This is a genomic window from Vibrio sp. ArtGut-C1 (assembly GCF_002105475.1).
Lineage (GTDB): Bacteria > Pseudomonadota > Gammaproteobacteria > Enterobacterales > Vibrionaceae > Vibrio > Vibrio diabolicus.
On the sequence record NZ_NCTH01000006.1, the window covers coordinates 81041 to 103650 of the forward strand.

The following is a 22610-nucleotide window of genomic DNA, read 5'->3' on the forward strand; positions in this document are numbered from 1 at the left end:
TCATTTGCTTATTAGACTTAAATTCAAAAGATTAGATCACACCTTCTAAGTTCTGGTCAGACCAATTGGTGAAAGTGTGATGTTAATCATTTGTTAATCTAAAGTTTCGGGAGTATATTTTCAAACAGTTGTTTAATACGAGTGATTAAAATGGCCCCGAGAACATCAACAAAAGAAAAAATACTCGATGTCGCAGAAGGACTCTTTGCTGAACATGGTTTTAATGATACTTCGCTAAGAACGATAACAGGTAAAGCGAACGTCAACTTAGCATCGGTAAATTATCACTTTGGTGATAAAAAAACGCTAGTTAGAGCGGTTTTAGATAGATACCTAGAAGCGCTCATGCCGAGCATTAAAACCTCACTAATTGAGTTAAATACGCGTGATAGCTACGACATGGACGACGTCTTTGAGTCATTGCGTTTACCTTTGCGTACATTAAATGATGTGCGCCCCAATGGTACTGCATTATTCATGTTGTTAATTGGCCGTGGTTACACAGACGTACAAGGTCATCTGCGTTGGTTCATCACCACTCGATATGAAGAGGTACTTAACCTCTTCACCTTCTCGATAATGAAGGCAAACCCGGAACTATGTGAGGAGCAGCTGTTTTGGCGACTGCACTTCACGCTAGGTACCTGCGTATTTACGATGGCTTCAAGCCAGGCTCTTTCGGAGCTTGCTGAAAGTAAATTTGAAAAGGAAGTCGATGTGAAATCTGTCGTCGATTTGCTGATTCCTTATTTGTCAGCAGGAATGTCAGCGAAGCAGTTGGCACAAGACAAATAAGAAAGTTAAACCAATAATAAAATTATGCCCAGAGCGGTTACGTGAACAAAAGGATCTGAACTATGAGCTCTCTACGAAGAAAATGGATTAGTGACCCAGCTTTTAAAGTGTTCAAAAAAGTATTGCCACCTCTCTCTAGCACCGAGAAAGAGGCGATGGAAGCGGGTAGTGTGTGGTGGGATGCCGAACTATTTTCAGGCAAGCCTAACTTCACTACATTGCACCATTATCCAACGCCGACACTGACAGCAGAAGAGCAGTCATTTATGGATAATGAGCTTGAAACCCTGCTAGAAATGCTTGATGACCAGAAGATTGTCAAAGAAGACAGGGATTTACCGCCTGAAGTATGGGAGTACTTACGTAAAGAGCGATTTTTCTCACTGATCATTTCAAAAGCGTATGGTGGTCGTGAATTTTCCGCTTTAGCGAACTCAACCATTGTTTCTCGTATTGCGACTCGTAGCATCAGCACCGCTGTATCGGTAATGGTACCGAACTCTCTTGGTCCAGGTGAGCTTTTATCGCACTATGGCACACAAGAGCAAAAAGATTACTGGTTGCCTCGTCTTGCTGATGGTACCGACATTCCTTGTTTTGCATTAACAGGGCCCGAAGCGGGATCTGACGCCGGTGGTATACCAGATCAAGGCGTAGTTTGTTATGGCACTCACGAAGGCAAAGAAGTGCTTGGCGTGCGAGTTAGCTGGAATAAACGCTACATCACACTTGCGCCAGTGGCGACAGTGCTCGGATTAGCATTTAAGCTACAGGATCCAGAAGGGCTACTTGGTGATAAGAAAGAGGTTGGAATCACATGTGCGCTGATCCCCGCTGACCATGAAGGTGTCGAGATAGGCGAGCGCCATGATCCTCTGGGTTCTGCATTTATGAATGGTCCGACTCGTGGTGAAGATGTCTTCATCCCTATGGACTGGTTGATCGGTGGCGCTGATTACGCAGGTAAAGGTTGGCGTATGCTGGTTGAGTGTCTTTCTGCTGGTCGTGGTATCTCTCTCCCAGCGCTTGGCACAGCGATTGGTCATCTTACTACACGTACAACCGGTGCTTATGCTTACGTGCGTAAACAGTTTGGTATGTCGATCGGTAAGTTTGAAGGTGTCGCAGAAGCAATGGGGCGCATTGGTGGCCTTACTTACCTACTAGAAGCGACACGTACGCTGACGACGACTTCTCTCGATATGAAAGAAAAACCTGGGATCGTAACCGCGATTGCCAAGTACCACATGACGGAAATCGCGCGTACTATTCTAAATGATTCGTTTGATATCCATGCGGGTCGTGCGATTCAAGATGGCCCAATGAACTATCTTGCTAAACATTATCTCGGTATTCCAGTTGCTATCACTGTTGAAGGCGCGAATATTCTGACTCGTAACCTGATGATTTTTGGTCAAGGTGCGACTCGTTGTCACCCATATGTACTGAAAGAAATGGAAGCCGCGGCGAATCCAGATTCTGAACAAGGGGCGAAAGAATTTGACAACTTGCTCTTTAAACACATCAAACATGCGGTAGGCAATACATTTGGTGCATTTGGCGCGGCGCTAACTGGTTCTCGGTTTGTCAAAGCACACATGAGTGGCCCAACACAGCAATACTACAAAGAAATCACAAGATTAAGCCGAGCGCTTGCTGTTAGTGCTGACTTCGCGATGTTAACACTAGGCGGTGATTTGAAGCGTAAAGAAATGATTTCTGCACGTCTGGGTGATGGCTTAAGTTATCTATATATGGCGTCTGCCGCACTGAAAAAGTATGAAGATGAAGGACGTCAACAAGGCGATCTAGATTTTGTCCACTACGCCGTTCAACATTGTTTGTATAACGCATCTAAGTCATTAAATGAGGCTTATACCAACTTCCCTGTGAAATACGTTGGCGGTGTGCTGAAAGGGTTATTGTTCCCACTTGGCAATCATTTCAATAAGCCAAGCGATGAACTGTGTGTGAATCTGGCGGAAGCGATGATGACGCCAGGAGCACAACGTGATCGACTCACGCATCTTTGCTACATCGGAAAATCCGACGACGACAGCGTAGGCTTAATGGAGAATGCCTTCCTCGCAATGTACGAAATCAAACCATTAGAGCGTAAGCTTATGAAGGCGGCGAAGGATGGGAAAGTGGCTCGTAAAGGTCTGCTACACGACCGTCTGCAGCAAGCATTTGAAGCAGGCGTGTTAACTGAGCAAGAAATTGACCAAATCATGGCGGCAGACAAATTGCGTTACAAGGCGATTCAAGTTGACCACTTTAGTCATGACTTTTCTGAAGTACGAACCGATTGCCCAAAAAAGTCGCATTTGAACCCGGCGGCATAGTAAACCGTTAATACTACGAAAAGCACCTCAATGAGGTGCTTTTTTGTGTTCTTGCTGAGTGGATGTTGGGATAGTGCTCCAACCACTTGCCTTTTCAGAGCATTTTTACAGAAATTAGATGCGAAATCCCGACGAAACTTTTATCCTAACAAGGTTTTTTAAAGGAAGTTGAATATGATCATCAAACCTAGAATTCGTGGATTTATCTGTACTACAACGCACCCTGTTGGTTGTGAAGCTAACGTAAAAGAACAAATTGCGTACACTAAAGCGCAAGGCCCAATCAAAAACGCACCTAAGCGCGTTCTTGTTGTCGGTGCATCAAGTGGCTACGGTCTATCTTCTCGTATCGCTGCGGCATTTGGTGGCGGTGCATCAACTATCGGTGTTTTCTTCGAAAAAGAAGGCACTGAGAAGAAACCAGGTACGGCAGGTTTCTACAATGCAGCTGCTTTTGAAAAGCTAGCGCGTGAAGAAGGCCTGTACGCAAAAAGCCTAAACGGCGACGCTTTCTCAAATGAAGCGAAACAGAAAACTATCGAACTGATCAAAGAAGATTTAGGTCAGATCGATATGGTGGTTTACTCACTGGCTTCCCCAGTACGTAAAATGCCAGAAACTGGCGAGTTAGTTCGTTCAGCGCTTAAGCCTATCGGTGAAACTTACACATCAACTGCCGTTGATACCAACAAAGATGTGATCATCGAAGCAAGTGTTGAGCCTGCAACAGAAGAAGAAATCAAAGACACAGTAACCGTTATGGGCGGTGAAGACTGGGAACTTTGGATTAATGCACTGTCTGATGCTGGTGTTCTTGCTGAAGGCTGTAAGACAGTCGCGTACAGCTACATTGGTACTGAGCTAACTTGGCCAATCTACTGGGATGGCGCACTAGGTAAAGCGAAAATGGACCTAGATCGTGCGGCGAAAGCGCTAAACGACAAGTTAGCAGCGACAGGCGGCAGTGCAAATGTTGCTGTACTTAAATCTGTTGTAACTCAGGCAAGTTCCGCAATTCCTGTTATGCCACTGTACATTGCAATGGTATTCAAGAAAATGCGCGAAGAAGGCGTACACGAAGGCTGTATGGAACAAATCTACCGTATGTTCAGCCAACGTCTGTACAAAGAAGATGGTAGCGCAGCAGAAGTGGATGAGATGAATCGTCTACGTCTGGATGACTGGGAACTTCGTGACGACATTCAGCAGCACTGTCGTGAGCTATGGCCTCAAATTACGACTGAAAACCTAAAAGAACTGACTGACTACGTAGAGTACAAAGAAGAGTTCTTGAAACTATTTGGTTTCGGTGTTGAAGGCGTAGATTACGAAGCGGATGTAAATCCAGCGGTTGAAGCTGATTTTATCCAAATCTAATCGAATGACTGATTAGACAACCGATATACAAAAGGCGCTCATTGAGCGCCTTTTTTGCTTTCATCAGTCAAAGTTATTAACTTAATATTATCAGGATCGTACCGGCTAACGTCATCAGAATATTAGCAATCGCATAGGTACCCGCATAGCCAAGAGCAGGGATGGTGGATTTAGCGTAGTCGTTGACGACATCCATAGCTGGGGCACAAGTTCGGGCACCAATAATGGCACCGAAGAGCAGGGCACGGTTCATCTTGAGTATGTGTGCGCCCACTAAATAGGCCAGTACCACAGGCACAACACTAACAATGAATGCTAGACCAATCACTTTTGGACCAACTTGAGTCAAGTGTTCGAACATCTTTCCGCCTGCACTTAGACCTATTCCCACCATAAAGAACATCAAACCCAAATCTTTGACCATATTCAGCGCCCCCTGCGGGACATAGCCGAAAGTAGGGTGATTTGCTCGTAAGAAACCAAGTGTAATACCAGATAACAAAAGACCTACCGCGTTACCCAAGCTGAACGAAACCTGGCCGAATGTCATGGTGATGAGGCCAAACAGAATACCCAAAATAAAGAAGCTGCAAAAAGCGAGTAAATCGGCCATTTGACTGTGGATCGAGATGAAACCGATTTTTTCCGCGAGTCCATGTACTCGGCTTTTCTCGCCGCTCACCTGAAGGACGTCACCTTTAGCGAGCACAATGTCTAAGTCCATCGGCATTTCTATTTGCGCACGTACCACGCGGTTTAAGAAACAGCCAAACTCAGACAAGTTTAAATCAGATAAACGCTTGCCTGCGATAGCGTCACTTTTTACGACAATTTCTTCTTCAACGATGCGCAAATCAAGCAAGTTACGATCAAATACTTCTTTTCCGTTGCGGAAGCTAGGATCCAAGCGAGCATGGCTATCAGGGAAGCCAACCAGTGCAATTTCATCACCCTCTTGCAAAATGGCATCACCATCTGGATGGGCGAGAATACCGTTACGGCGGATTCGCTCAATGTAACAGCCAGTTTGACGATAAATGCCCAGTTCACGCAAGTTCTTGCCGTCAGTCCAGTCAATCAATTCTGGGCCGACTCGGTAAGCACGAATAATCGGTAAGTACACTTTTCTTTGGCTTGAATTTCCAAGGCCACGTTCTTGAGCAATTTGCTGCGCAGAATCAGACAGATTCTGCTTTTGTAGTTTTGGCAACAGCTTCGCGAACATGATCATGCTTATTAGGCCGACCAGATAAGCCATCGCGTAACCTACGGATAGATTTTCTAATACCAAAGAAAAATCCATATTGCGCGGTATAGTCGCAAGGCCAGAGTTAAGAGCGTCTTGTGCACCAACCAGTACAGGTGTTGCTGTCAACGCGCCAGCCATCATACCGGCTGACAAGCCAAAATCGAGGCCGAAATAGTGGCTCAAGCCATACGTTAAGCTGACTGCGGACACGAGAACGGTCATACTTAAAATAAAGTAATGCTTACCATCTCTGAAGAATATGCCAAAAAAGTTTGGTCCAGCTTCAATGCCGACGCAATAGATAAACAGCATAAAGCCAATGGTTAATGCTTCTGCATTGAATGAGAAGCCAAGGTGACCCATTACCAACGAGGTAATAAGAACGCCTATGGAGTTGCCTAGTTGTAATTTGCCAAATCGGATTTTTCCGATGGCAAGGCCAATGGCTAATACGACGAAGATTAGAAGGATAGGGTTTTGCTCAAGAAGGTATACGACGTCTATGTTCACTGTGTGGCTCGGTAAAGTGTGTGCCAAAAAGATTAAGAATTGCGAATTGTAACTAAATATAGCAAAAAGATAAGTGAATTTTTTTAGGTTTTACCATTAGTTGACGTAAGGTAATAACCAACTGAAAAATAATAAAAAAGCCGCATGAAGCGGCTTTCTTAAAAACTGTCTTTATTATTCGTCAAATAGACCTAGGTGCTCTTTCGCGTATGCTTCGAACTCGTCGCAGCCACCGATGTGCTCTTGGTCGATAAAGATTTGAGGAACAGTTTCAACTGGTTTACCAACTGTTTTCTCAAGATCTGCTTTAGAAATGCCTTCAGCATGGATATCAACGTAACGGTAGTTGAAGTCGTCACGCTTCGCTTTTAGCGTTTCTGCGTGTTCTTTTGCACGAACACAGAAAGGACATGCAGGGCGACCAAAGATAACAACGAACATAATCTTATTTCTCCTAAATCTATTCTTTTTTGAAAGCGTACAAAACATAGCGGCTGAGTGCGCTCTCTTTTGTTGCAGTAACTATGCCCGATCCAGATACGGAAATAAAGCGGCAATTACCTCTTGGTTCTATAGGTGAAATCTATCGAATAAAAACTAAACGCGCTCCCTTATTCTATGGCTCTAAAGTATGTGAAGTGACGCATAAAAAACATACATTTTAAGGGGTTAATGATGGCAAGGTGGAATTGGTCAATTTTTTTTATTCAAAAACATAGCAATCTAATCTGGCTATACGCAAATGACTTCAACTCTTACATAAGTGTTAAATCAGAGGGCAAGAGGTTATTTGGGTATATTATTTTGGGAGGATGTGTATGTTTCAGTTTATGACTGCAACAAGGATTATATTTGGTGAAGGTGCACTTCAGTCTTCATTATCCGTTATCAACCAATTTGGCTACAGTGTTTTGCTGGTAACTGGGAAGGACACCCAACGAGCCACGCCCATCATTAACTACCTTAAAGCTCAAAATATGCGTTACCAACACGTAGCAATCAATGGCGAACCTTATATCACAATGGTAGAAGAGACCGCGGTACTCGGTAGAAAATTCCAGCCTGATATGGTGATTGCTATTGGCGGTGGCAGTGTCATCGATATGGGTAAAGCCCTAGCCGCTATTATTCCTAATCAAGGCAATGTTTACGATTACGTCGAAGTGGTAGGAAGAAACGTACCATTAAAGGCAAAACCTCTTCATTTTATTGCAATTCCTACGACAGCAAGCACGGGCTCAGAGGTGACTCGAAATGCGGTGTTGAAGTCTGGACAAGATAAAGTGAAAGTGAGTCTTCGAAGCCCTGATATGCTGGCAGACGTTGCCATTGTGGATCCGACGCTCACTTATGGAACCGATCAATACACATCCGGGCGTGGCGCGATGGATGCGTTCACTCATTTGATGGAAGCGTATGTGTGTGGTGAGCCAAACCCTCTTACAGATATGGTGTGCGAAGAGGGACTTCGTCGTTTAAGCCGTTCAGTGATTGCTGCTTGTAAGCAAGATAATCATAAGGCTCGGTCGGATTTATCGTTCGCTGCGTTGCTTGGTGGTATGGCCATAACTAATGCCAAATTAGGTGCTGCGCATGGGCTTGCGTCGGCGTTAGGAGGTAAGTTAGATGCACCCCACAGCGTGATCACGGCGCGTCTTGCACCGCACGTGATGCAGGAAAATATTAACGCCGCGAAGCTCGCTGGCAGGAATGATGTGATAAGTCGTTATCGTAAACTTGCCCAATTGGTTACCGATCGTGCGAACGCGAATGAGCACGATGGGGTTCTTTGGGTAAATATGGTGTTAGATAAGTTAGCGTTGCCGTTACTTGGCCAATTCGGAGTATGCCAAACTTCTTTTGAACAAGTGGCGAACGATGCGCTTAAGTCGATGGCGATCAAAGGCAACCCGTTACCCCTTAATCAGGAACGTTTGATATACATATTGCAGCAAGTCTGTGATTGCAGTGGAGAGTGTGTGGCAGAGAGCACACAACACGTGAGCTCTGTAGAAGTGCTTGAATCAAGAACGGACTTATCGAGTGTGAACGACTTGGGTTGATGTATTGATCTAAAGCACATTGAAAAAAGGGGGAGCGTCGAGCTCCCCTTTATTAAATCGTTCACTAAACAGCAGGACTTAGTACTGACTTAGCTTGTCATAGCGACTATCTTTCAACGCATCTTTTACGCGTTTTAGGTTCTCACGGAAACCTGTACCACGGCGGAGTGTGAAGCCAGTTGCCAGTACATCAATCACCGTCATCTGTACAACTCGACTCGCCATTGGCATATAGACGTCGGTATCTTCAGGAATATCAAGCGTAATAGCGAGTGAACTTGCCTTTTCTAGCGGTGAGTCCTTTGCTGTAATCGCAATGACCGTCGCGCCGTTTTCACGAGCAAGGTTTGCTATTTCGACCTGACTCTTCGTTCGACCTGTGTGAGAAATAAGAACCACAACATCATTATCACTGCAGTTAATACAACTCATGCGCTGCATGACAATGTCTTCAAAACAAGTAATTGGAATGTTAAAGCGAATAAACTTGTTTTGTGCGTCTCGGGCTACAGAAGATGATGCACCAAGGCCAAAGAATGAAATGCGCTTCGCTTGCGTTAGCAAATCGACCGCACGGTTCACTTGCATTGGATCTAGGCTGTTTTTCGCGACATCTAAACACGCCATGGTCGATTCGAAAATCTTATGGGTGTACGCGTCTGGGCCATCGTCTTCTTCCACGTTACGGTTAACGTAAGGGGTACCGTTGGCTAGGCTCTGTGCCAAGTGAAGCTTAAAATCTGGAAAGCCCTTGGTGTCCAGACGACGACAGAAGCGGTTTACAGTGGGCTCACTAACATCAGCCATTTTAGCCAACGTTGCAATGCTTGAATGAATTGCAGTTTGTGGAGACGCCATAATTACTTCCGCAACTTTGCGCTCTGACTTACTGAAATTCTCCAGGTTTTTTTGAATTTTTTCTAATGTATTCATAGTGTTCACGAGGGTATAGAGAACAACTCGCTGGCTCTGTTAACGAAAGGAAACACGAAGATTCCAGAGTAGAGTGGGGCGTTAACGAAAACAACCAGCGCCATAGAATCAGTATAAACCTGATCTTCAATCAGTCTAAACCAATAACGGATACTATTTAGTGAGAATTTGACAGGCCTCAAACAAAATGTTGTAAAAACTACAGAATTGGATGTGTAATCGATGTTTTGTTGCGCCAGTCGCACGAGAATGATGTTTGAGTTACATCAAAACGAAAAAAAATTTCAAATTGATGTAACTCTTTCGGGCCATTAAGACGATTGGATATCAGTGACCACCTGCTGAATTCTTTCCATCAAATTTGGCGCTTGCTTGGCGATTTCACGCTGTTCATCAAGCACCGAACTCAAAATCTCTTTGGTCGTCAGCGGATTTGCCAAAACCACTCGGAACACAATTGTGTTCATGCGCTGCCATTGGTCTGGGTTCAGTCTTGTACGTGAAACAAACGATTTGCCCGTTTCGCGCTGACGCTTTTGAATAAACTGTGTTAATTCATTAATCAGTTCATTCAGTTGTTCTTTTTGTGAACCTTCCGCTTTTGCTAATGCCTCACGGATGAATGGCGGCAAGTAGCGGTACGTGAGGAGACAAAGCTCTGGTTCAGAAACCAATTCGAAATCATCTTGCTGCTTGATTAAATCTGCAAAGTAGCGAGCTTTTTCAATGCTTTGGTCTATCAGCAGCTCATAGCCAGGGCGGCTGATGATGTGCATTGCGGCATAGACTAACATTGCCATGCCCGAACGAGAGCCTTCTAATGTATGGCTGCCTAGGTCTTTTGAGCCTTTACGCAAGATATATTGAGCGTGATGCTCTATGGATTTCATTGCGTCAGGGTCTTTGAACAGAACCATACCAGCGCCCATCGGGATGTAGAGTTGCTTGTGCGCATCAATGGTTACTGAGTCTGCCATTTCCACACCGTTAAGAAGGTGACGATGGTGATTAGACATAAGTGTTGCGCCACCCCATGCGGCATCCACATGGAAATGACAACCGTGAGCTTGACAGACTTCTGCGATTTCAGGTAGCGGGTCGACATTACCTGTCTCTGTTGTACCAGCTACACCAATAACAGCAATAGGCTTGATGTTTTGTTTCTCTAGTTCAACAATTTTCGCTTTAAGGTCGTCGACAATAATACGGTTGTTGGCATCCGTTTTAACCGCAACCAAGCCTTCTTGACCTAAACCTAGTACATCGGCTGCTTTCTTAAGGGAGTAGTGACCACGCTCAGACACCAATACCGCTAAGCCATCGTAGCCATAATGCTTCATGGCTTTAAATAGGCCTTCTTTCTCAACGCCTTTAAATGAACCATTGGCTCTTAACGCCTTGTTACGTGCTACCCAAAGTGCAGTGATATTGGCAATGGTACCGCCGGAGCAAAATGCGCCCAATGAGTGGTTTGCGCTATGCATCCACTGATCGTAAAACGTATCGCTCTGACCATAGATCAAGCGATGTAGCATGCCCAAAACTTGACGTTCAAGCGGGGTAAAGGCTTTAGAAGTCTCTATCTTTACCAGGTTTTGGTTTAAGGCGATCATGATCTTTGACAGTGGCATCAAGAAATAAGGCAGCGCCGATGTCATATGACCAATGAAGCTTGGTGAAGAAGTGTGAACGGAGTGCGACACCAAAGTGTCGAGTAAGTGTTCTGTATGATCTGACACGAACTCTGGCTGCTCAGGAATCTGAGCAGAAGAAAAGTCTTTTTCGATTTCGCGTAAAGGCTTTTCTTCTGCCACGATGTGTTCACGAAGAAATTGATTTAGATTTCGCGAGAGGCTCTCGTCAATTTTGGTTAACGTTGAGTCAGGACCTTCTGGGACAGTGAAGATCTTTAGCAAGCTCTCAAAGCTAACGTCAGCGGTTTTTTGTTCCTTAACCATAGCAAAGAATCTTTGTAGTTATTTTGGTAATGCGAGCGGCACAATCTAAACTAAAACGGGCGCAAAGTCCCGTTTTAATTATTGAAACCCATGTTGCTGAAATGAAAATTTTAGGTGAGGGCTACAATCTTCGCATTAAAAAATCGTTGATTTTAATGTGTTAAAACACTTGGCGTTTTCGAGCATCCTCAACGATTAATTAATCACACTTCTGCTTTTCAATCTTCTCTATTGACTGATTGTACTTATTAAGCGCGGTATCAATTTGTTGTGGATGGCTAAGCAGGTCGGCGAATGCTGAACGGAGTTCGTAGTTTTTTGGATGGTTAGTCGATTGACGGTCACTAAACGTTTGTTTTGCGACTTCACCTAACTTATCACTTCGGCTTGCTAGCTGCTTAACGTCGTGTTGTTCCAATTTTAGCCATGCTTCGATTGGCTGTTCTGTTGCAACACGGCTAGGATCGTTCTCTAGAAAATAGTGAACCGCTTCACGGTTTAATTCAAAGTGATGTTTACGGCCGTCCAAAAACCACTGGCTAACTTCTTTTAGATCTGGATACTGGGTAACCGTCAAATCGACAAGATCTTGATACCACTGTAGTGAGGCATCAACATAGCCGTCGTATTTGCTTGCAAGACATTGTTGATCTGCGGCAAACGTAAAAGTTGAGCTTGTAGCGAGGAGCGCTGCAACGACAAAGCGTTTCATTCTTCTTCCTTCTGGTTGTTATCCCTTTATTAACGCAAGGCACATAAGTTGATGTTTCACCCTTCTTTCTCTTTAGTCGTGATAAATCATTGGGCTAATTGACAAAAAGAAAGCGGATTATTGCCAAAATCTTGATCACTTTGACGTTAACTGGGTATTTGAATTTTTGCCGTATTGTAATGGATGTTAAAGCGAAAACCTGAGATCTAGCTAGCAAGTGATACAAAGAAAAGCATCATAACTGGTACCAGTAAACTCAAAATAAACCCACTAACGATGGCGACTGGGACACAACGCACACCACCTGTAGTCTGAATAACAGGTAGGGTAAAGTCCATTGCTGTTGCACCTGCATAACCAATTGCTGTGCACGGATAGCTGCGAATAAAGAGAGGAATGGCTACCAGCGCGACCAGCTCTCTCATCAATTCGATCAGGAAAGATGCTCCCCCAAACACGGGGCCAAAAGCGTCTCCCATCAAAATTCCTGCGAGTGAATACCAGCCAAAGCCTGAAGCCATCGCGAGGGCTTGATAGAGAGGAAGGTCCAAAAGTATCGCTGCAATAACGCCACCAAGCATACATGTTGCGATCACAACTGCCGCAATGGCCATACCCTGTTTATTTAATAGAATTTGGCGAAGAGTAAGACCACTATTGCGAAGCTGAATACCAATAAAAAATAGGAGCAGGAAGAGTATCCATTCGCTCGCTGTATCCACCCAACTTAAATCGATGGGTAACAGCAGACCAACTACTAGCCCGCCACCAACGACAACAATCAGCTTTACTGATTCTAAAGCCATCGAGGATAGTGGCAGCTTCTTTTGATTCTGATTGGTCTGGAGAGGAATAATCCTATCGATAATAGGCAGCGCTAACAGATTACAGGTACTTAAACATAAAAAGAAAGTACTCGCATAGAGGAGAATACTCTGTAGGTTGCTACTTAAGTTATCGAGCGCTGCTAGGCTAAGTCCCATCAACGACAAAATGACGTAAATAAGGTAGGACGTTGATTGATTGATCTTCTCCAGTAACGAGGCTCGAGATATAGGAATTAGATACCCCACAACAAGTGGAGCGAAAATAAATAGCATCCCTGAGAACATAAAGCTCTATGATTCCTTTTTTGAGATAATACCAACACACATAAATCAAATTATTTATCGGTTGAAATTAGAGAGATATTTCACCAAATACCAAACGCTGCTCAGCCTTGAGCGAATCGTTTATCGCGAATTAGGTGTGAGAAAACGATAAATTACAAGCCGCTAGCACTTAGCACTGCACGTATTTGGTCATTGAAGTCAGTATCACTCATATTGCTGAGTTCATACAAGACCTCTGCACCTGTTAAGTTGAATTCAACTTCGTGTTCATCAATGCGTTCATCATGATTGCGGAACATCAATAGGTGATGCGCGATTCTTGCAATGTCTAAATAACTTACTTCCGGTCGCGTTTGCTCGTACTTCTCGTTTGAGGAGACCTCTCTAAAGTCATTGTCAAATCCCCAGCGCTCGAGCACCAGTTTGCTTGTTGCTGAACAACGAGTTTGGAAGATTTGCAACGCAATTTCAGGATCTAGGTAATTGCCTCTATCTAAGTAAAGGTGGTACTCGTTAATTAGACAAAACAAACCGATATCGGCTAGCAGACCAACCAGCAATGCTTTTTCTTGCTCCAAGTGCCCATAAGTACCTGGCTCGTGTTTACGAAACGATTGAACCAATATCACCATGACGGCACCGAGTTCTCGGGATACCGCTGCACTTTTCACCAAGATGGCATTACATTCTTTGGTTAAATTTACTGAATGTTTAAGTTGTTCAATCGCTTGTGCGGTAACAATATCACGCACGCGCAGTATACCAAGGCGAGATACCGCGGTAGTTAAGTCGTTGCAGGTAATGTTTCTGCGATTGAAAATTACAGAGTTTGCTACTCGCAGAACGACCGCCGCCAAGCCGGGATCTTCTAACAAACAGTTAGCAACATCTGAAATAGTGGTGTGTTCTTCGACACATAACTGCTGAATTTTAAGCACGACATCAGGAATAGGGGGTAATGAAATCTTACCCGTTGAGATGGACTGTTCTACCAGCTGAGCAAACTCGGATTCCAGTGCGTTTATAAGCTTATCTTTATTATTTGGCAGCCAAAAAAATGATAAATGTTCCATTGTGACGCTGTACTTGAGATCTTTCGTACAGTGTACCCTTACAGCGTATTCTTTATCAATTAAATGCGTATCACGTGCTCGTAATTGCCAGCGAGATCATAATGATGGCGTGTTTTGGGCATGCCGTGCGTCAAAAAAATATCACCACATGAATAATAAGTGTGAAACTAATCACGTATGCTGAATATATACTTTTTTATATGTGACCTATGTCCTAACTTATTTTTCAACGTTAAGTATGATTAAGCAAGTTGGTGAGCACAACTCACAAAAATATCGCCAACAAATCGACATTTATAATTCGCTATAAGCTGCTGTTTATCTGGTGACATCGCTAATCGGGGTAATTTATTCAGATTAAAGAGGTCAATGGACATGACAGACCAAGCTTTTTTTAAATATGTACGCAACTTTAGTGAGTATCAAAAACGTTCTATGTTCGGTGGTATCGGTTTATTCACCGATGATGCTATGTTTGCGCTTGTCAGCAATGATTGCTGCTACTTACGTGGTGGTAATGGATTGGACGAAGTGTTTACTCAACTGAATTGCGAAAAATATAAGCACGTCAAAAAACAGACGACGGCAACCGTAAATTATTATGACGTAACAGATTTGTTTGAATCCGGATATGCAGGACTCGATGAACTGGTACAAAAATCAATTGAATACTCAATTAAGGAACGAAAATATCAAAAGTCTTCTGCCAGTAGACGTTTGAGAGATCTGCCAAATATGCAGTTAACTCTTGAGCGAATGGTCAAGAAAGCAGGTGTTGATGACGTAGAAACCTTTTTAGAACTTGGACCTGTAAAAGTCTTCAACAAAGTTAAAGTGGCTTATGGCAATGACGTTGATGTTAAGTTGCTTTGGAAATTCGCTGGTGCCACTGACGGTGTTCATTGGAAACTGATTCAAGAGCCGCGTAAAAAGCAGTTACTGGCGCTGTGTGAGTAAGCAAGCTGAACGCACGATGATTGACTCGTTTTGATGGAGTTAGCGGGTCGTAAAGGCAAGTGTTGAAAGCGGAAAAAGGACATTGAAGTTTTTGACCACTTCATTGAGTTAGTCATTAGATTAGACAAAAAACCGAGGCATAGGCCTCGGTTTTTGTTTTTTAATTTGCTCTTTTCTTAAAGCACAAATCTTAAAACTTAAAACGCGTGGTGAACATTACCTGATCACCATAAAAGTCGTTGATACGCGCTTCAGCACCTAGAGAGAAAAGCTCAGTTGAGTGGAAACGAGCGTATGCTGCACCGGTCCAGTCGTCATCGTTATCAATAGAAACGTAGCCGACTTTGCCGCCTACTTCTAATTGAGGGCCTAACCATTGACGAACACCTAAGTTCAGTTCCATACCTACGTCAGTGCTGCTATCGCTTGAAGGTTGTACAACGCGCATTAGCATTTCACCTGTAAGGTCAGCCCAGTTGTTTAGTGGCGAATGAAAGCCAAAACCAGCGGCTGAGTCAAAATCACTTTCAAACTCAGAGTCGATACGAGCAATAACATGTGCGTTAGGGTGAATTGATTTGCTGAATCCAGCACCAAATGTCACAGGACTTGCGCCAATACGTGCTTCGAAATAGTCGTAGCTAAAGTTGCTCATAGTTGCTGGCGCATTGCGGTCGTTTGCGGCTAGGGCATGGCTTGATGCCACTAGTAAGGCAGCGGCTAATAGTGTTTTACGCATAACTAACGATAAACCTTGTTCATTATTTCCATGGATTCAAGCAACCACTTGAACCGTAATCTGATTTGTCCGACATCATAATAAAAAGGAAGGTCCACGACCAACAAAAATGTGTCGATGTTTTGTCAATTAACTTAATAGTTAGTTGGTTTAAGCAAAAACTACGCCATATACATAACGTCTAAGAGCATCAATCGGATAAATAGTGATGCTTTTCCATACTCGCGCTATTGCGCGAAATAACGTGGATCAGCTGGCTTTGGTGACATTCAAGCTAGAGCCACGCATATTACTCGCCGAAGCTTGCTCTGCGTTCAGCCATGGCATTGAGGATCGCCTCAGAATCAAGGACTTGAGTCCAAGATAATAAGTTATCATCATTTGCAATCATAAAAGCAGTAAGCTGAGACACGATTGCTTTTCTCAACTCTTCACCTCTCCATGGTTTGGCTATGTAATAGTCCAGACTTGCGTTATTGACGGCCTCAACGGTGTCTTCTAAGCCGGCTTGTCCTGTAAGTAAGACTTTGCGGGCCGCTTTTGTGTCACCATTTTGACTGAGTTCGATTAAGAAGCTAATCCCAGTTTGCTCCGGCATAATGTGGTCGCATAAAATGAGCGCAAGCTGAACTTCCTCTTCCGCCATCTCCTCGATCACTTGCCTTGCTTCAGTGACTGATTCCGCTCCCTCGACAATAAAATGTTCCTCAAAGGGAGCGAGATCCTGGAGCACGCTATCCAAGACTTCTCGTTCGTCATCGACACATAAAATTAAATACTTGGTCATATTTCATCTCCTTTTTCGATGACTGGTAACCAGACTGTCATTCGTGTGAACTTGTCGAGCTCTGATTCGACGTCAATCCATCCCTTATGTGCTGTCACGATTTGCTGGCAGATGGACAGCCCAATGCCTAAACCAAAGTTGCCTTCTTTTTTCGTCGTGAAGTTGAGCTCGAAAATGGCATCTCTTTGCGATTCAGGAATGCCACACCCATTATCTTCAAACGAGATAACGGCGTAATGTGTATGATCTTTTTCTGCAAGACGTGTTTGTATTTTTAAAACGCCTTTTTCCGGAAATGCATCAATGGCGTTAGAGACCAAATTCGTCCATACCTGTTGGAGTGCGATTGGTTGACAAAGGATAGGAGGTAAATCCGCATAATCAGTGGAAACCTGATGCATTTTTAGTTTGTTTTCGAAGATCACCAAGGTATCTTCAATACCTTCATGAATATCAGCATAGTGCTGGGTCTCATCATCTGAGCGTGCGTAACCTTTAAGGCTTTTCACCATATCTGCAATTCGCGCAGCACAGACGTTAATCGAGCGAAGAGTGGAACCTGCTTTGTGGTATTGCTCAAGAGTATCTAGAACATGAGAAGACACTTGCTGTTTTTTCGTTAGTTGAGTGAGTAACTCGTGATCTGACTCTAGCCCAAGGTTCACCACTTTCTTTGCCAATGTTCGATCTGGAAGGGCATGATTAAGTGCTTTAACGCGTGATCTGAGCTCTGCGGTTGAAGCGGGTTTTGCGGTTTGAGCTTTGCTCAGTAACTCAATGCCTTTGATTTGTATATCGGAACTGGGTACTTCGTTAAGTAATCGTGCAAGCGTATGCGTTAAATTCTCTACGCCCCTCAATATCGCTGCTATCGGATTATTTAGTTCATGCGCCACGCCCGCAACCAACTGGCCGAGCATCGCCATTTTTTCTCTTTCAATGAGTTGCTGGTGGGCAGACTCCAGCGATTCGAGCGTTTTTTGAAGTTGCAGCTTGGTGTTGATGCTTCTTTGTAATCGGCGGTTGAAGTGGCGTAAAAGCAAGTTTGTAAAAAGAGGCAGCAAGTTTGAGTCGCTTTGCATCACTTTATTGAATACGTTGCGATCGAGTTTGATGACCTCTGTCTTTGTCAGCGTTAGGGCTGTCGAGAAAGAACATTCCCCAGTAACAAACGACATGCCTCCGACAATATTACCTTTGTTATGGCGTACAACCTCTCGCTGCATGCCTTGTTCATCGCGCTTGTACAGAGCCACTTCACCATCGGTAATAAACCACAAAAAGCTATTTGGCTCGCCTTCCACGGTTAATAAGTGTTCAGGTGAGTATGTGCGGCACGCTCTTGTTTCGTCGTTATCTTTGAAAAACTGCTGGAGAGCGGAGATCACTTGCTCGGCTAACTCAGCATCAGACATCGAGTGGTAGTCGTGTAAAAAGCCCGCTTGATAATGGCTCATCTGATTATTGATGTGCGCTCGCAACAAGCTGTGATGATCCAATATCTGACTGTAACTTAGCAGGTCTTCTTTACCGTTTCGCAATATAAATTGGGTCAGCTCTTTTTGCACTGTGTTAAATAAGACGTGATCTGGCAAAGGTTTAGTGAGGCAGTGATCGAGCCTGCCCTCATTAACGGCAGTGAGAATTGCCTCTATATCAGACGAGCAGCTAATAAGAATTTTTCTTGCTTGCTCGGTATGCGGCATCGTCTGCTCTCTTTCTTCCAGATACTCTAAAGCGCTTTGAGCCTCTTCTATCGATTCGACAGAAAAAATATCAAACTTACTTGAGAAGGCAGACAGCTCCAATCGAAACTGTTCAGCACTGATTGGGTTGTTGTCGAGACACAACACAGCATAACGATTCACAGATGTTTTAGCTCCGGTTAAAACTTCGCCACGCAAACTTTAACAATAAAAGGACATGATGAGTGGGAGCCAAGTATGATTCCTGATTAATGGACTAGAATAAGCATCAATAGTCTGATTTGTCTCAATGTTTTCTCCGCAGGTGGTTTGGGGTAGACTGACCGAAAATACCTAATAAGTGACGTTATGCAAAATCTTAAAAAAATCGGCGCCATTGGTGGTGCTATCTCATTAGCGCTGTGTTGGCCATTGGCTGTCGGACAAATTGGTCAGTCCATCATTGAAGATGGTATTACCAATATGAATGATGAAATGATTAAAGGCGAAGTGGTCGAGTATCAACGTGGCTATTTGTCTTCAGTCGTGCTGACTCGTTATTCAGTTGTTGATCCTGAGCTTAAAACGCAGCTAGAGCGTGATGGTATGCCAACGACGTTTGACGTAACCAGTGATGTTAGCCACGGTCTAACAAGCCTAACAGCAGATTCAAAATTGGTGGACAATGACTTTTTGCCTCTCACGATGCATAGTCAGACTCAACTAAATGGCAATACGGCATTTATCCTCGACCTAGACAGTTGGCATTATCGTAACGAAGCGCAAGGTGTTTCTGTTTCTACAAGCCCTGCAAAAGTGACAGGGGATGTGACGGTATTGGGTGATCTCAATTACCAAGTTTCTGTTCCTTCTGTTCAAGTGGATTTTGAAAACGGTGAAGAGCTTCATCTGAATGCATTGACAGGGCAGGGTAAAGGTAAGCAAGCAAAAGGCTATTGGCTGGGTGAGCAATCTTTTTCTCTAGAGAAGCTGGATGTGGTTGATTCGAACTTAACGCCTGTCTTTTTGATTGAGAATGCAAGTTACCGCGGCAACACTACGATGAATGAGTCTGGTGATAAGCTGAACAGTCAGCTGAACCTAGATGCTAAGAAACTGCGTTTAACTGATGGTACGGATGTCGATAACTTTAAGTTGGATTTCTCAATTGCAGATGTGGATAGCCAGTCATTTGACCAAATTATGTCTATCTATCAAAGCTCTCCAATGTTAGACGAGCAGGAAATTGCGAGCTTATTGCCGCATGTTGACACGCTGTTTAGCAAAGGCTTTGATTTATCAGTGAATGAGCTTTCACTTGCGTTTGGTGACGGTAAGTTCCATAACGAGTGGCAATTATCCATTCCTGAAGGTACTGACCACATTACTCAAGACCCAATGAAGTTGATGACGGCGACTACTGGTGAGCTCAGCACTTACTTCTCTGACGAATTAGTGACGCACTACCCATTTATTCAAGAAGGAATTGATGAGCTGCTCATCATGGAGCTGATCGAGAAAGTTGAGGGCGGTTATCAACTCAAAGCAGAAATCGGTGAAGGCAAATTGAAGTTCGAAAATGGACATGAGTTCCCATTGGTGGCACTACTTATGCCTGCCTTGATGCAACAACAGTAGCCAAGTATTGTTGCGGAATTAATCCAATTTAACGCTTAGTCTTTAAAAAGAGGTCGTAAGACCTCTTTTCTTGTTTTTATCGCTGCGAAAACGTGATATTAATTTCGTAATATTTACATAGCAGGAGCAATGAGCATCATGGAACAAAATACGGACAACGTATTTAACTTCAGTGCAGGGCCAGCAGGTCTGCCTAAAGCAGTTATGCAGCAAGCACAACAGGAACTAATTGATTGGCAAGGTCTTGGTACTTCGGTCATGGAAATCAGCCATCGAAGCAAAGAGTTCATCAAAGTTGCAGAAGAAGCCGAGCAAGATTTACGTGATCTTCTGAATATTCCGGACAACTATAAAGTGCTGTTCTGCCAAGGTGGTGCTCGTGCTCAGTTTGCTGCTGTTCCTCTAAACTTACTTGGTGATGCCGAGACGGCAACTTACATCGACGGCGGTTATTGGGCTGAAAGTGCGGTAGCTGAAGCGAAGAAATACTGCGAGCCAGACGTATTTGATGCAAAAACAGAAATCAACGGAAAAGTAGCCGTTCTACCTGCAAACGAATGGAAAATTGCTCCAGAAGCGGCTTACGTGCATTTCTGTCCAAATGAAACCATTGACGGTATCGAGATTAACGATCTTCCTGTCACCGACAAACCAATCGTTGCTGACATGTCTTCGACGATTCTTTCTCGTGAGATTGATGTATCGAAATACGGTGTGATTTATGCGGGCGCTCAGAAAAACATTGGTCCTTCAGGCATTGCTATCGCTATCGTGCGCGACGACTTGTTAGGTATGGCGAAGCAGGTACTGCCAAGTATCTTGGATTACACTGTTCTGGCTGAGAAAGAATCAATGTTCAATACGCCACCAACCTTTGCATGGTACCTGTCTGGTCTTGTTTTTAAATGGTTGAAGGCGCAGGGTGGGGTAAAAGCGATCGAGCAAGTGAACCGCGCTAAAGCCGCACTACTGTATGATTACATCGATCAGTCTGATTTCTACCGTAATGGCGTGCACTCAGCAAACCGTTCTTTGATGAATGTGCCATTCCAACTTGCGAAACCTGAACTGGATGCAACCTTCCTTGAACTAGCCGATGCCAAAGGGCTGAAATCACTAAAAGGGCACCGAGCCGTTGGTGGTATGCGAGCTTCCATTTATAACGCCATGCCGCTAGAAGGTGTACAAGCGTTAATCGATTTTATGCAAGAGTTTGAGAAAAACTACGCATAAAATCAAATTCACTGTTATTCATGAAAGCGTCGCAATTGCGGCGCTTTTGTTTATCTCAACTCACATCACTCCAGGAAGGTAAAATGACCAAGGCGAATATTGAAGCGCTGATCAAGCAGTTCCCACTCTTGGCGCCACTTATCGATCTTAAGGAGGTTTGCTGGTTTAACCCAAACATAACCTCTTTAGCAGAAGGTTTGCCCTATGTGGGGCTAGATGAGAAAGATATTCAAGCTGCGAGTGAACGGCTAGCACGATTTGCGCCTTATTTGATGAAAGCGTTTCCCGAAACGGAAGCTTCGCATGGCATCATTGAGTCTTCTGTGGTGGATGTTCCCAAGATGAAAGTGCGTTTGGAGCAGCAATACGACACGCCAATATTGGGCCGTTTAATGCTCAAAAAAGACAGTCATCTGCCAATTTCTGGTTCTATCAAAGCGAGAGGTGGCATTTATGAAGTGCTGACCCATGCAGAAAAGTTGGCGTTTGAAGCTGGCTTACTCTGCGAAACCGATGGTTACAGCAAATTGTTCAGCAATGAGTTTCGGCAGTTTTTTAAGCAGTACAGTATTGCGGTTGGGTCAACGGGTAACCTCGGTATGTCCATTGGCATCATGAGTGCAAAGCTTGGTTTTTCAGTCTCGGTTCACATGTCTTCTGATGCGCGGGAGTGGAAGAAAAATAAGCTCCGGTCACATGGCGTCAAAGTGGTGGAGTACCAGCAAGACTATGGTGTTGCCGTTGAGCAAGGTCGTAAAGAAGCTGAGCAAGACCCTAACTGCTTCTTTATTGATGATGAAAACTCGCAGACGTTGTTTCTAGGTTACTCTGTTGCGGGTGAGCGTCTAAAGCAGCAGTTTGATGACTTGGGAATCGTGGTTGATGAGCATCATCCGCTGTTTGTTTATCTACCCTGTGGTGTTGGCGGTGGGCCTGGTGGCGTGGCATTTGGTTTGAAAGTCGCGTTTGGTGATCATGTTCATTGTATTTTCGCAGAGCCAACGCACTCTCCGTGCATGTTGTTGGGCGTGCATACGGGCTTGCATGACGAGATTGCGGTACAAGATTTGGGTATCGACAACATGACCGCTGCTGATGGATTGGCAGTAGGGCGTGCGTCGGGCTTTGTCGGTAGAGCGATGGAAAGGCTAATTGATGGCTTTTACACCATTGATGATGCTCGTATGTATCACCACTTGGGTGAGTTAAGTGAACTCGAAGGCATTAACCTAGAGCCTTCTGCATTAGCCGGTATGGTTGGGGCAGTGCACGTCTCGAATAACCATGCTTATCAGTCTCAAATGCAATTTGACGAAGAAAAACTCAGAAACGCCACGCATCTTGTTTGGGCAACAGGTGGAGGCATGGTTCCGGAAGAAGAAATGGCGGCTTATCTCAAAAAATCAGGTCGGTAAATCAGCCCTGTATACGTACTTAACTAGGC

The 22610-nt window shown here is 44.1% G+C and carries 18 protein-coding genes; 8 read left to right on the forward strand and 10 right to left on the reverse strand.

Translation table 11 applies throughout. The features are described 5' to 3' along the window. Window positions 1–150: 150 nt before the first annotated feature. The 3 genes from B7360_RS07240 to fabV all read left to right on the forward strand — a co-directional run bounded on the left by B7360_RS07240 (window position 151) and on the right by fabV (window position 4517). A complete protein-coding gene (locus tag B7360_RS07240) occupies window positions 151–795 on the forward strand; it encodes a TetR/AcrR family transcriptional regulator (protein ID WP_005393225.1) in 645 nt (214 codons plus the stop codon). Between the two features lie 62 nt (window positions 796–857). Continuing rightward, window positions 858–3140 carry an acyl-CoA dehydrogenase gene (locus tag B7360_RS07245; RefSeq protein ID WP_006742625.1) on the forward strand — a complete coding sequence of 761 codons (2283 nt, stop codon included), beginning with the start codon at window positions 858–860 and terminating at the stop codon, window positions 3138–3140. A 174-nt stretch (window positions 3141–3314) separates the two neighbouring features. Next, window positions 3315–4517: an enoyl-ACP reductase FabV gene (gene fabV / locus B7360_RS07250; RefSeq protein WP_006742624.1), complete on the forward strand. Its 1203-nt coding sequence runs from the start codon at window positions 3315–3317 to the stop codon at window positions 4515–4517. Window positions 4518–4593: 76 nt separating this feature from the next. On the opposite strand, the gene B7360_RS07255 is transcribed toward fabV, so the two are convergent. Next, a complete protein-coding gene (locus B7360_RS07255; protein WP_006742623.1) occupies window positions 4594–6276 on the reverse strand; it encodes an aspartate:alanine antiporter in 1683 nt (560 codons plus the stop codon). A 174-nt stretch (window positions 6277–6450) separates the two neighbouring features. After that, window positions 6451–6717, reverse strand: a complete 267-nt coding sequence (locus tag B7360_RS07260) for a GrxA family glutaredoxin (RefSeq protein ID WP_005378026.1) — start codon at window positions 6715–6717, stop codon at window positions 6451–6453. A 377-nt stretch (window positions 6718–7094) separates the two neighbouring features. On the opposite strand from B7360_RS07260, the gene B7360_RS07265 reads away from it, so the two are divergent. Beyond that, window positions 7095–8339 (forward strand): iron-containing alcohol dehydrogenase, encoded by a 1245-nt coding sequence (locus tag B7360_RS07265; protein ID WP_005393219.1) that lies wholly within the window; start codon window positions 7095–7097, stop codon window positions 8337–8339. Between the two features lie 78 nt (window positions 8340–8417). Here B7360_RS07265 and B7360_RS07270 read toward each other — a convergent pair whose 3' ends face one another. The 5 genes from B7360_RS07270 to B7360_RS07290 form a co-directional block, all read right to left on the reverse strand. Continuing rightward, a complete protein-coding gene (locus B7360_RS07270; protein ID WP_005378021.1) occupies window positions 8418–9272 on the reverse strand; it encodes a MurR/RpiR family transcriptional regulator in 855 nt (284 codons plus the stop codon). Between the two features lie 311 nt (window positions 9273–9583). After that, complete coding sequence (gene panP / locus B7360_RS07275) at window positions 9584–11230, reverse strand: pyridoxal-dependent aspartate 1-decarboxylase PanP (protein WP_006742621.1); 1647 nt, start codon at window positions 11228–11230, stop codon at window positions 9584–9586. 199 nt (window positions 11231–11429) lie between these two features. Further along, on the reverse strand, window positions 11430–11942 hold the full coding sequence (locus B7360_RS07280; protein ID WP_012841922.1) for a hypothetical protein: 513 nt from the start codon (window positions 11940–11942) through the stop codon (window positions 11430–11432). A 206-nt stretch (window positions 11943–12148) separates the two neighbouring features. Further along, the gene (locus B7360_RS07285) at window positions 12149–13054 is read right to left on the reverse strand and encodes a lysine exporter LysO family protein (RefSeq protein ID WP_006742620.1); all 906 of its coding nucleotides are present in this window, start codon (window positions 13052–13054) and stop codon (window positions 12149–12151) included. A gap of 152 nt (window positions 13055–13206) precedes the next feature. Next, entirely contained in the window at window positions 13207–14127 is a 921-nt protein-coding gene (locus tag B7360_RS07290; RefSeq protein ID WP_048626253.1) for an HDOD domain-containing protein, read from the reverse strand. 369 nt (window positions 14128–14496) lie between these two features. Here B7360_RS07290 and B7360_RS07295 point away from each other — a divergent pair, with 369 nt between their 5' ends. Beyond that, window positions 14497–15084, forward strand: a complete 588-nt coding sequence (locus B7360_RS07295; protein WP_005393210.1) for a TfoX/Sxy family DNA transformation protein — start codon at window positions 14497–14499, stop codon at window positions 15082–15084. A gap of 190 nt (window positions 15085–15274) precedes the next feature. On the opposite strand, the gene B7360_RS07300 is transcribed toward B7360_RS07295, so the two are convergent. The 3 genes from B7360_RS07300 to B7360_RS07310 form a co-directional block, all read right to left on the reverse strand. After that, window positions 15275–15823, reverse strand: a complete 549-nt coding sequence (locus B7360_RS07300; protein WP_005393208.1) for a hypothetical protein — start codon at window positions 15821–15823, stop codon at window positions 15275–15277. A gap of 289 nt (window positions 15824–16112) precedes the next feature. Beyond that, window positions 16113–16610 (reverse strand): response regulator, encoded by a 498-nt coding sequence (locus B7360_RS07305; RefSeq protein ID WP_012841921.1) that lies wholly within the window; start codon window positions 16608–16610, stop codon window positions 16113–16115. Continuing rightward, a complete protein-coding gene (locus B7360_RS07310; RefSeq protein WP_085343220.1) occupies window positions 16607–18478 on the reverse strand; it encodes an ATP-binding protein in 1872 nt (623 codons plus the stop codon). Before B7360_RS07310 ends, B7360_RS07305 begins: the two co-directional genes overlap by 4 nt. Window positions 18479–18664: 186 nt before the next feature. Between B7360_RS07310 and B7360_RS07315 the strand changes: the two genes are divergently transcribed. From B7360_RS07315 to B7360_RS07325, 3 genes are all read left to right on the forward strand, one after another. Then, the gene (locus B7360_RS07315; protein WP_085343138.1) at window positions 18665–19933 is read left to right on the forward strand and encodes a DUF945 family protein; all 1269 of its coding nucleotides are present in this window, start codon (window positions 18665–18667) and stop codon (window positions 19931–19933) included. A 138-nt stretch (window positions 19934–20071) separates the two neighbouring features. Next, window positions 20072–21166 (forward strand): 3-phosphoserine/phosphohydroxythreonine transaminase, encoded by a 1095-nt coding sequence (gene serC / locus B7360_RS07320; protein ID WP_085343139.1) that lies wholly within the window; start codon window positions 20072–20074, stop codon window positions 21164–21166. Between the two features lie 83 nt (window positions 21167–21249). After that, window positions 21250–22581 carry a D-serine ammonia-lyase gene (locus tag B7360_RS07325; RefSeq protein ID WP_085343141.1) on the forward strand — a complete coding sequence of 444 codons (1332 nt, stop codon included), beginning with the start codon at window positions 21250–21252 and terminating at the stop codon, window positions 22579–22581. Window positions 22582–22610: the final 29 nt, after the last annotated feature.

What these genes read in the sequence shown, in the direction of transcription:
- B7360_RS07290 (WP_048626253.1), bottom strand. Translation starts at nt 14,127, where the DNA reads ATGGAACATTTATCATTTTTTTGGCTGCCAAATAATAAAGATAAGCTT.
- fabV (WP_006742624.1), top strand. Translation starts at nt 3,315, where the DNA reads ATGATCATCAAACCTAGAATTCGTGGATTTATCTGTACTACAACGCAC.
- B7360_RS07315 (WP_085343138.1), top strand. Translation starts at nt 18,665, where the DNA reads ATGCAAAATCTTAAAAAAATCGGCGCCATTGGTGGTGCTATCTCATTA.
- B7360_RS07300 (WP_005393208.1), bottom strand. Translation starts at nt 15,823, where the DNA reads ATGCGTAAAACACTATTAGCCGCTGCCTTACTAGTGGCATCAAGCCAT.
- B7360_RS07295 (WP_005393210.1), top strand. Translation starts at nt 14,497, where the DNA reads ATGGACATGACAGACCAAGCTTTTTTTAAATATGTACGCAACTTTAGT.
- serC (WP_085343139.1), top strand. Translation starts at nt 20,072, where the DNA reads ATGGAACAAAATACGGACAACGTATTTAACTTCAGTGCAGGGCCAGCA.
- B7360_RS07280 (WP_012841922.1), bottom strand. Translation starts at nt 11,942, where the DNA reads ATGAAACGCTTTGTCGTTGCAGCGCTCCTCGCTACAAGCTCAACTTTT.
- B7360_RS07325 (WP_085343141.1), top strand. Translation starts at nt 21,250, where the DNA reads ATGACCAAGGCGAATATTGAAGCGCTGATCAAGCAGTTCCCACTCTTG.
- B7360_RS07305 (WP_012841921.1), bottom strand. Translation starts at nt 16,610, where the DNA reads ATGACCAAGTATTTAATTTTATGTGTCGATGACGAACGAGAAGTCTTG.
- B7360_RS07240 (WP_005393225.1), top strand. Translation starts at nt 151, where the DNA reads ATGGCCCCGAGAACATCAACAAAAGAAAAAATACTCGATGTCGCAGAA.
- B7360_RS07285 (WP_006742620.1), bottom strand. Translation starts at nt 13,054, where the DNA reads ATGTTCTCAGGGATGCTATTTATTTTCGCTCCACTTGTTGTGGGGTAT.
- panP (WP_006742621.1), bottom strand. Translation starts at nt 11,230, where the DNA reads ATGGTTAAGGAACAAAAAACCGCTGACGTTAGCTTTGAGAGCTTGCTA.
- B7360_RS07245 (WP_006742625.1), top strand. Translation starts at nt 858, where the DNA reads ATGAGCTCTCTACGAAGAAAATGGATTAGTGACCCAGCTTTTAAAGTG.
- B7360_RS07265 (WP_005393219.1), top strand. Translation starts at nt 7,095, where the DNA reads ATGTTTCAGTTTATGACTGCAACAAGGATTATATTTGGTGAAGGTGCA.
- B7360_RS07270 (WP_005378021.1), bottom strand. Translation starts at nt 9,272, where the DNA reads ATGAATACATTAGAAAAAATTCAAAAAAACCTGGAGAATTTCAGTAAG.
- B7360_RS07260 (WP_005378026.1), bottom strand. Translation starts at nt 6,717, where the DNA reads ATGTTCGTTGTTATCTTTGGTCGCCCTGCATGTCCTTTCTGTGTTCGT.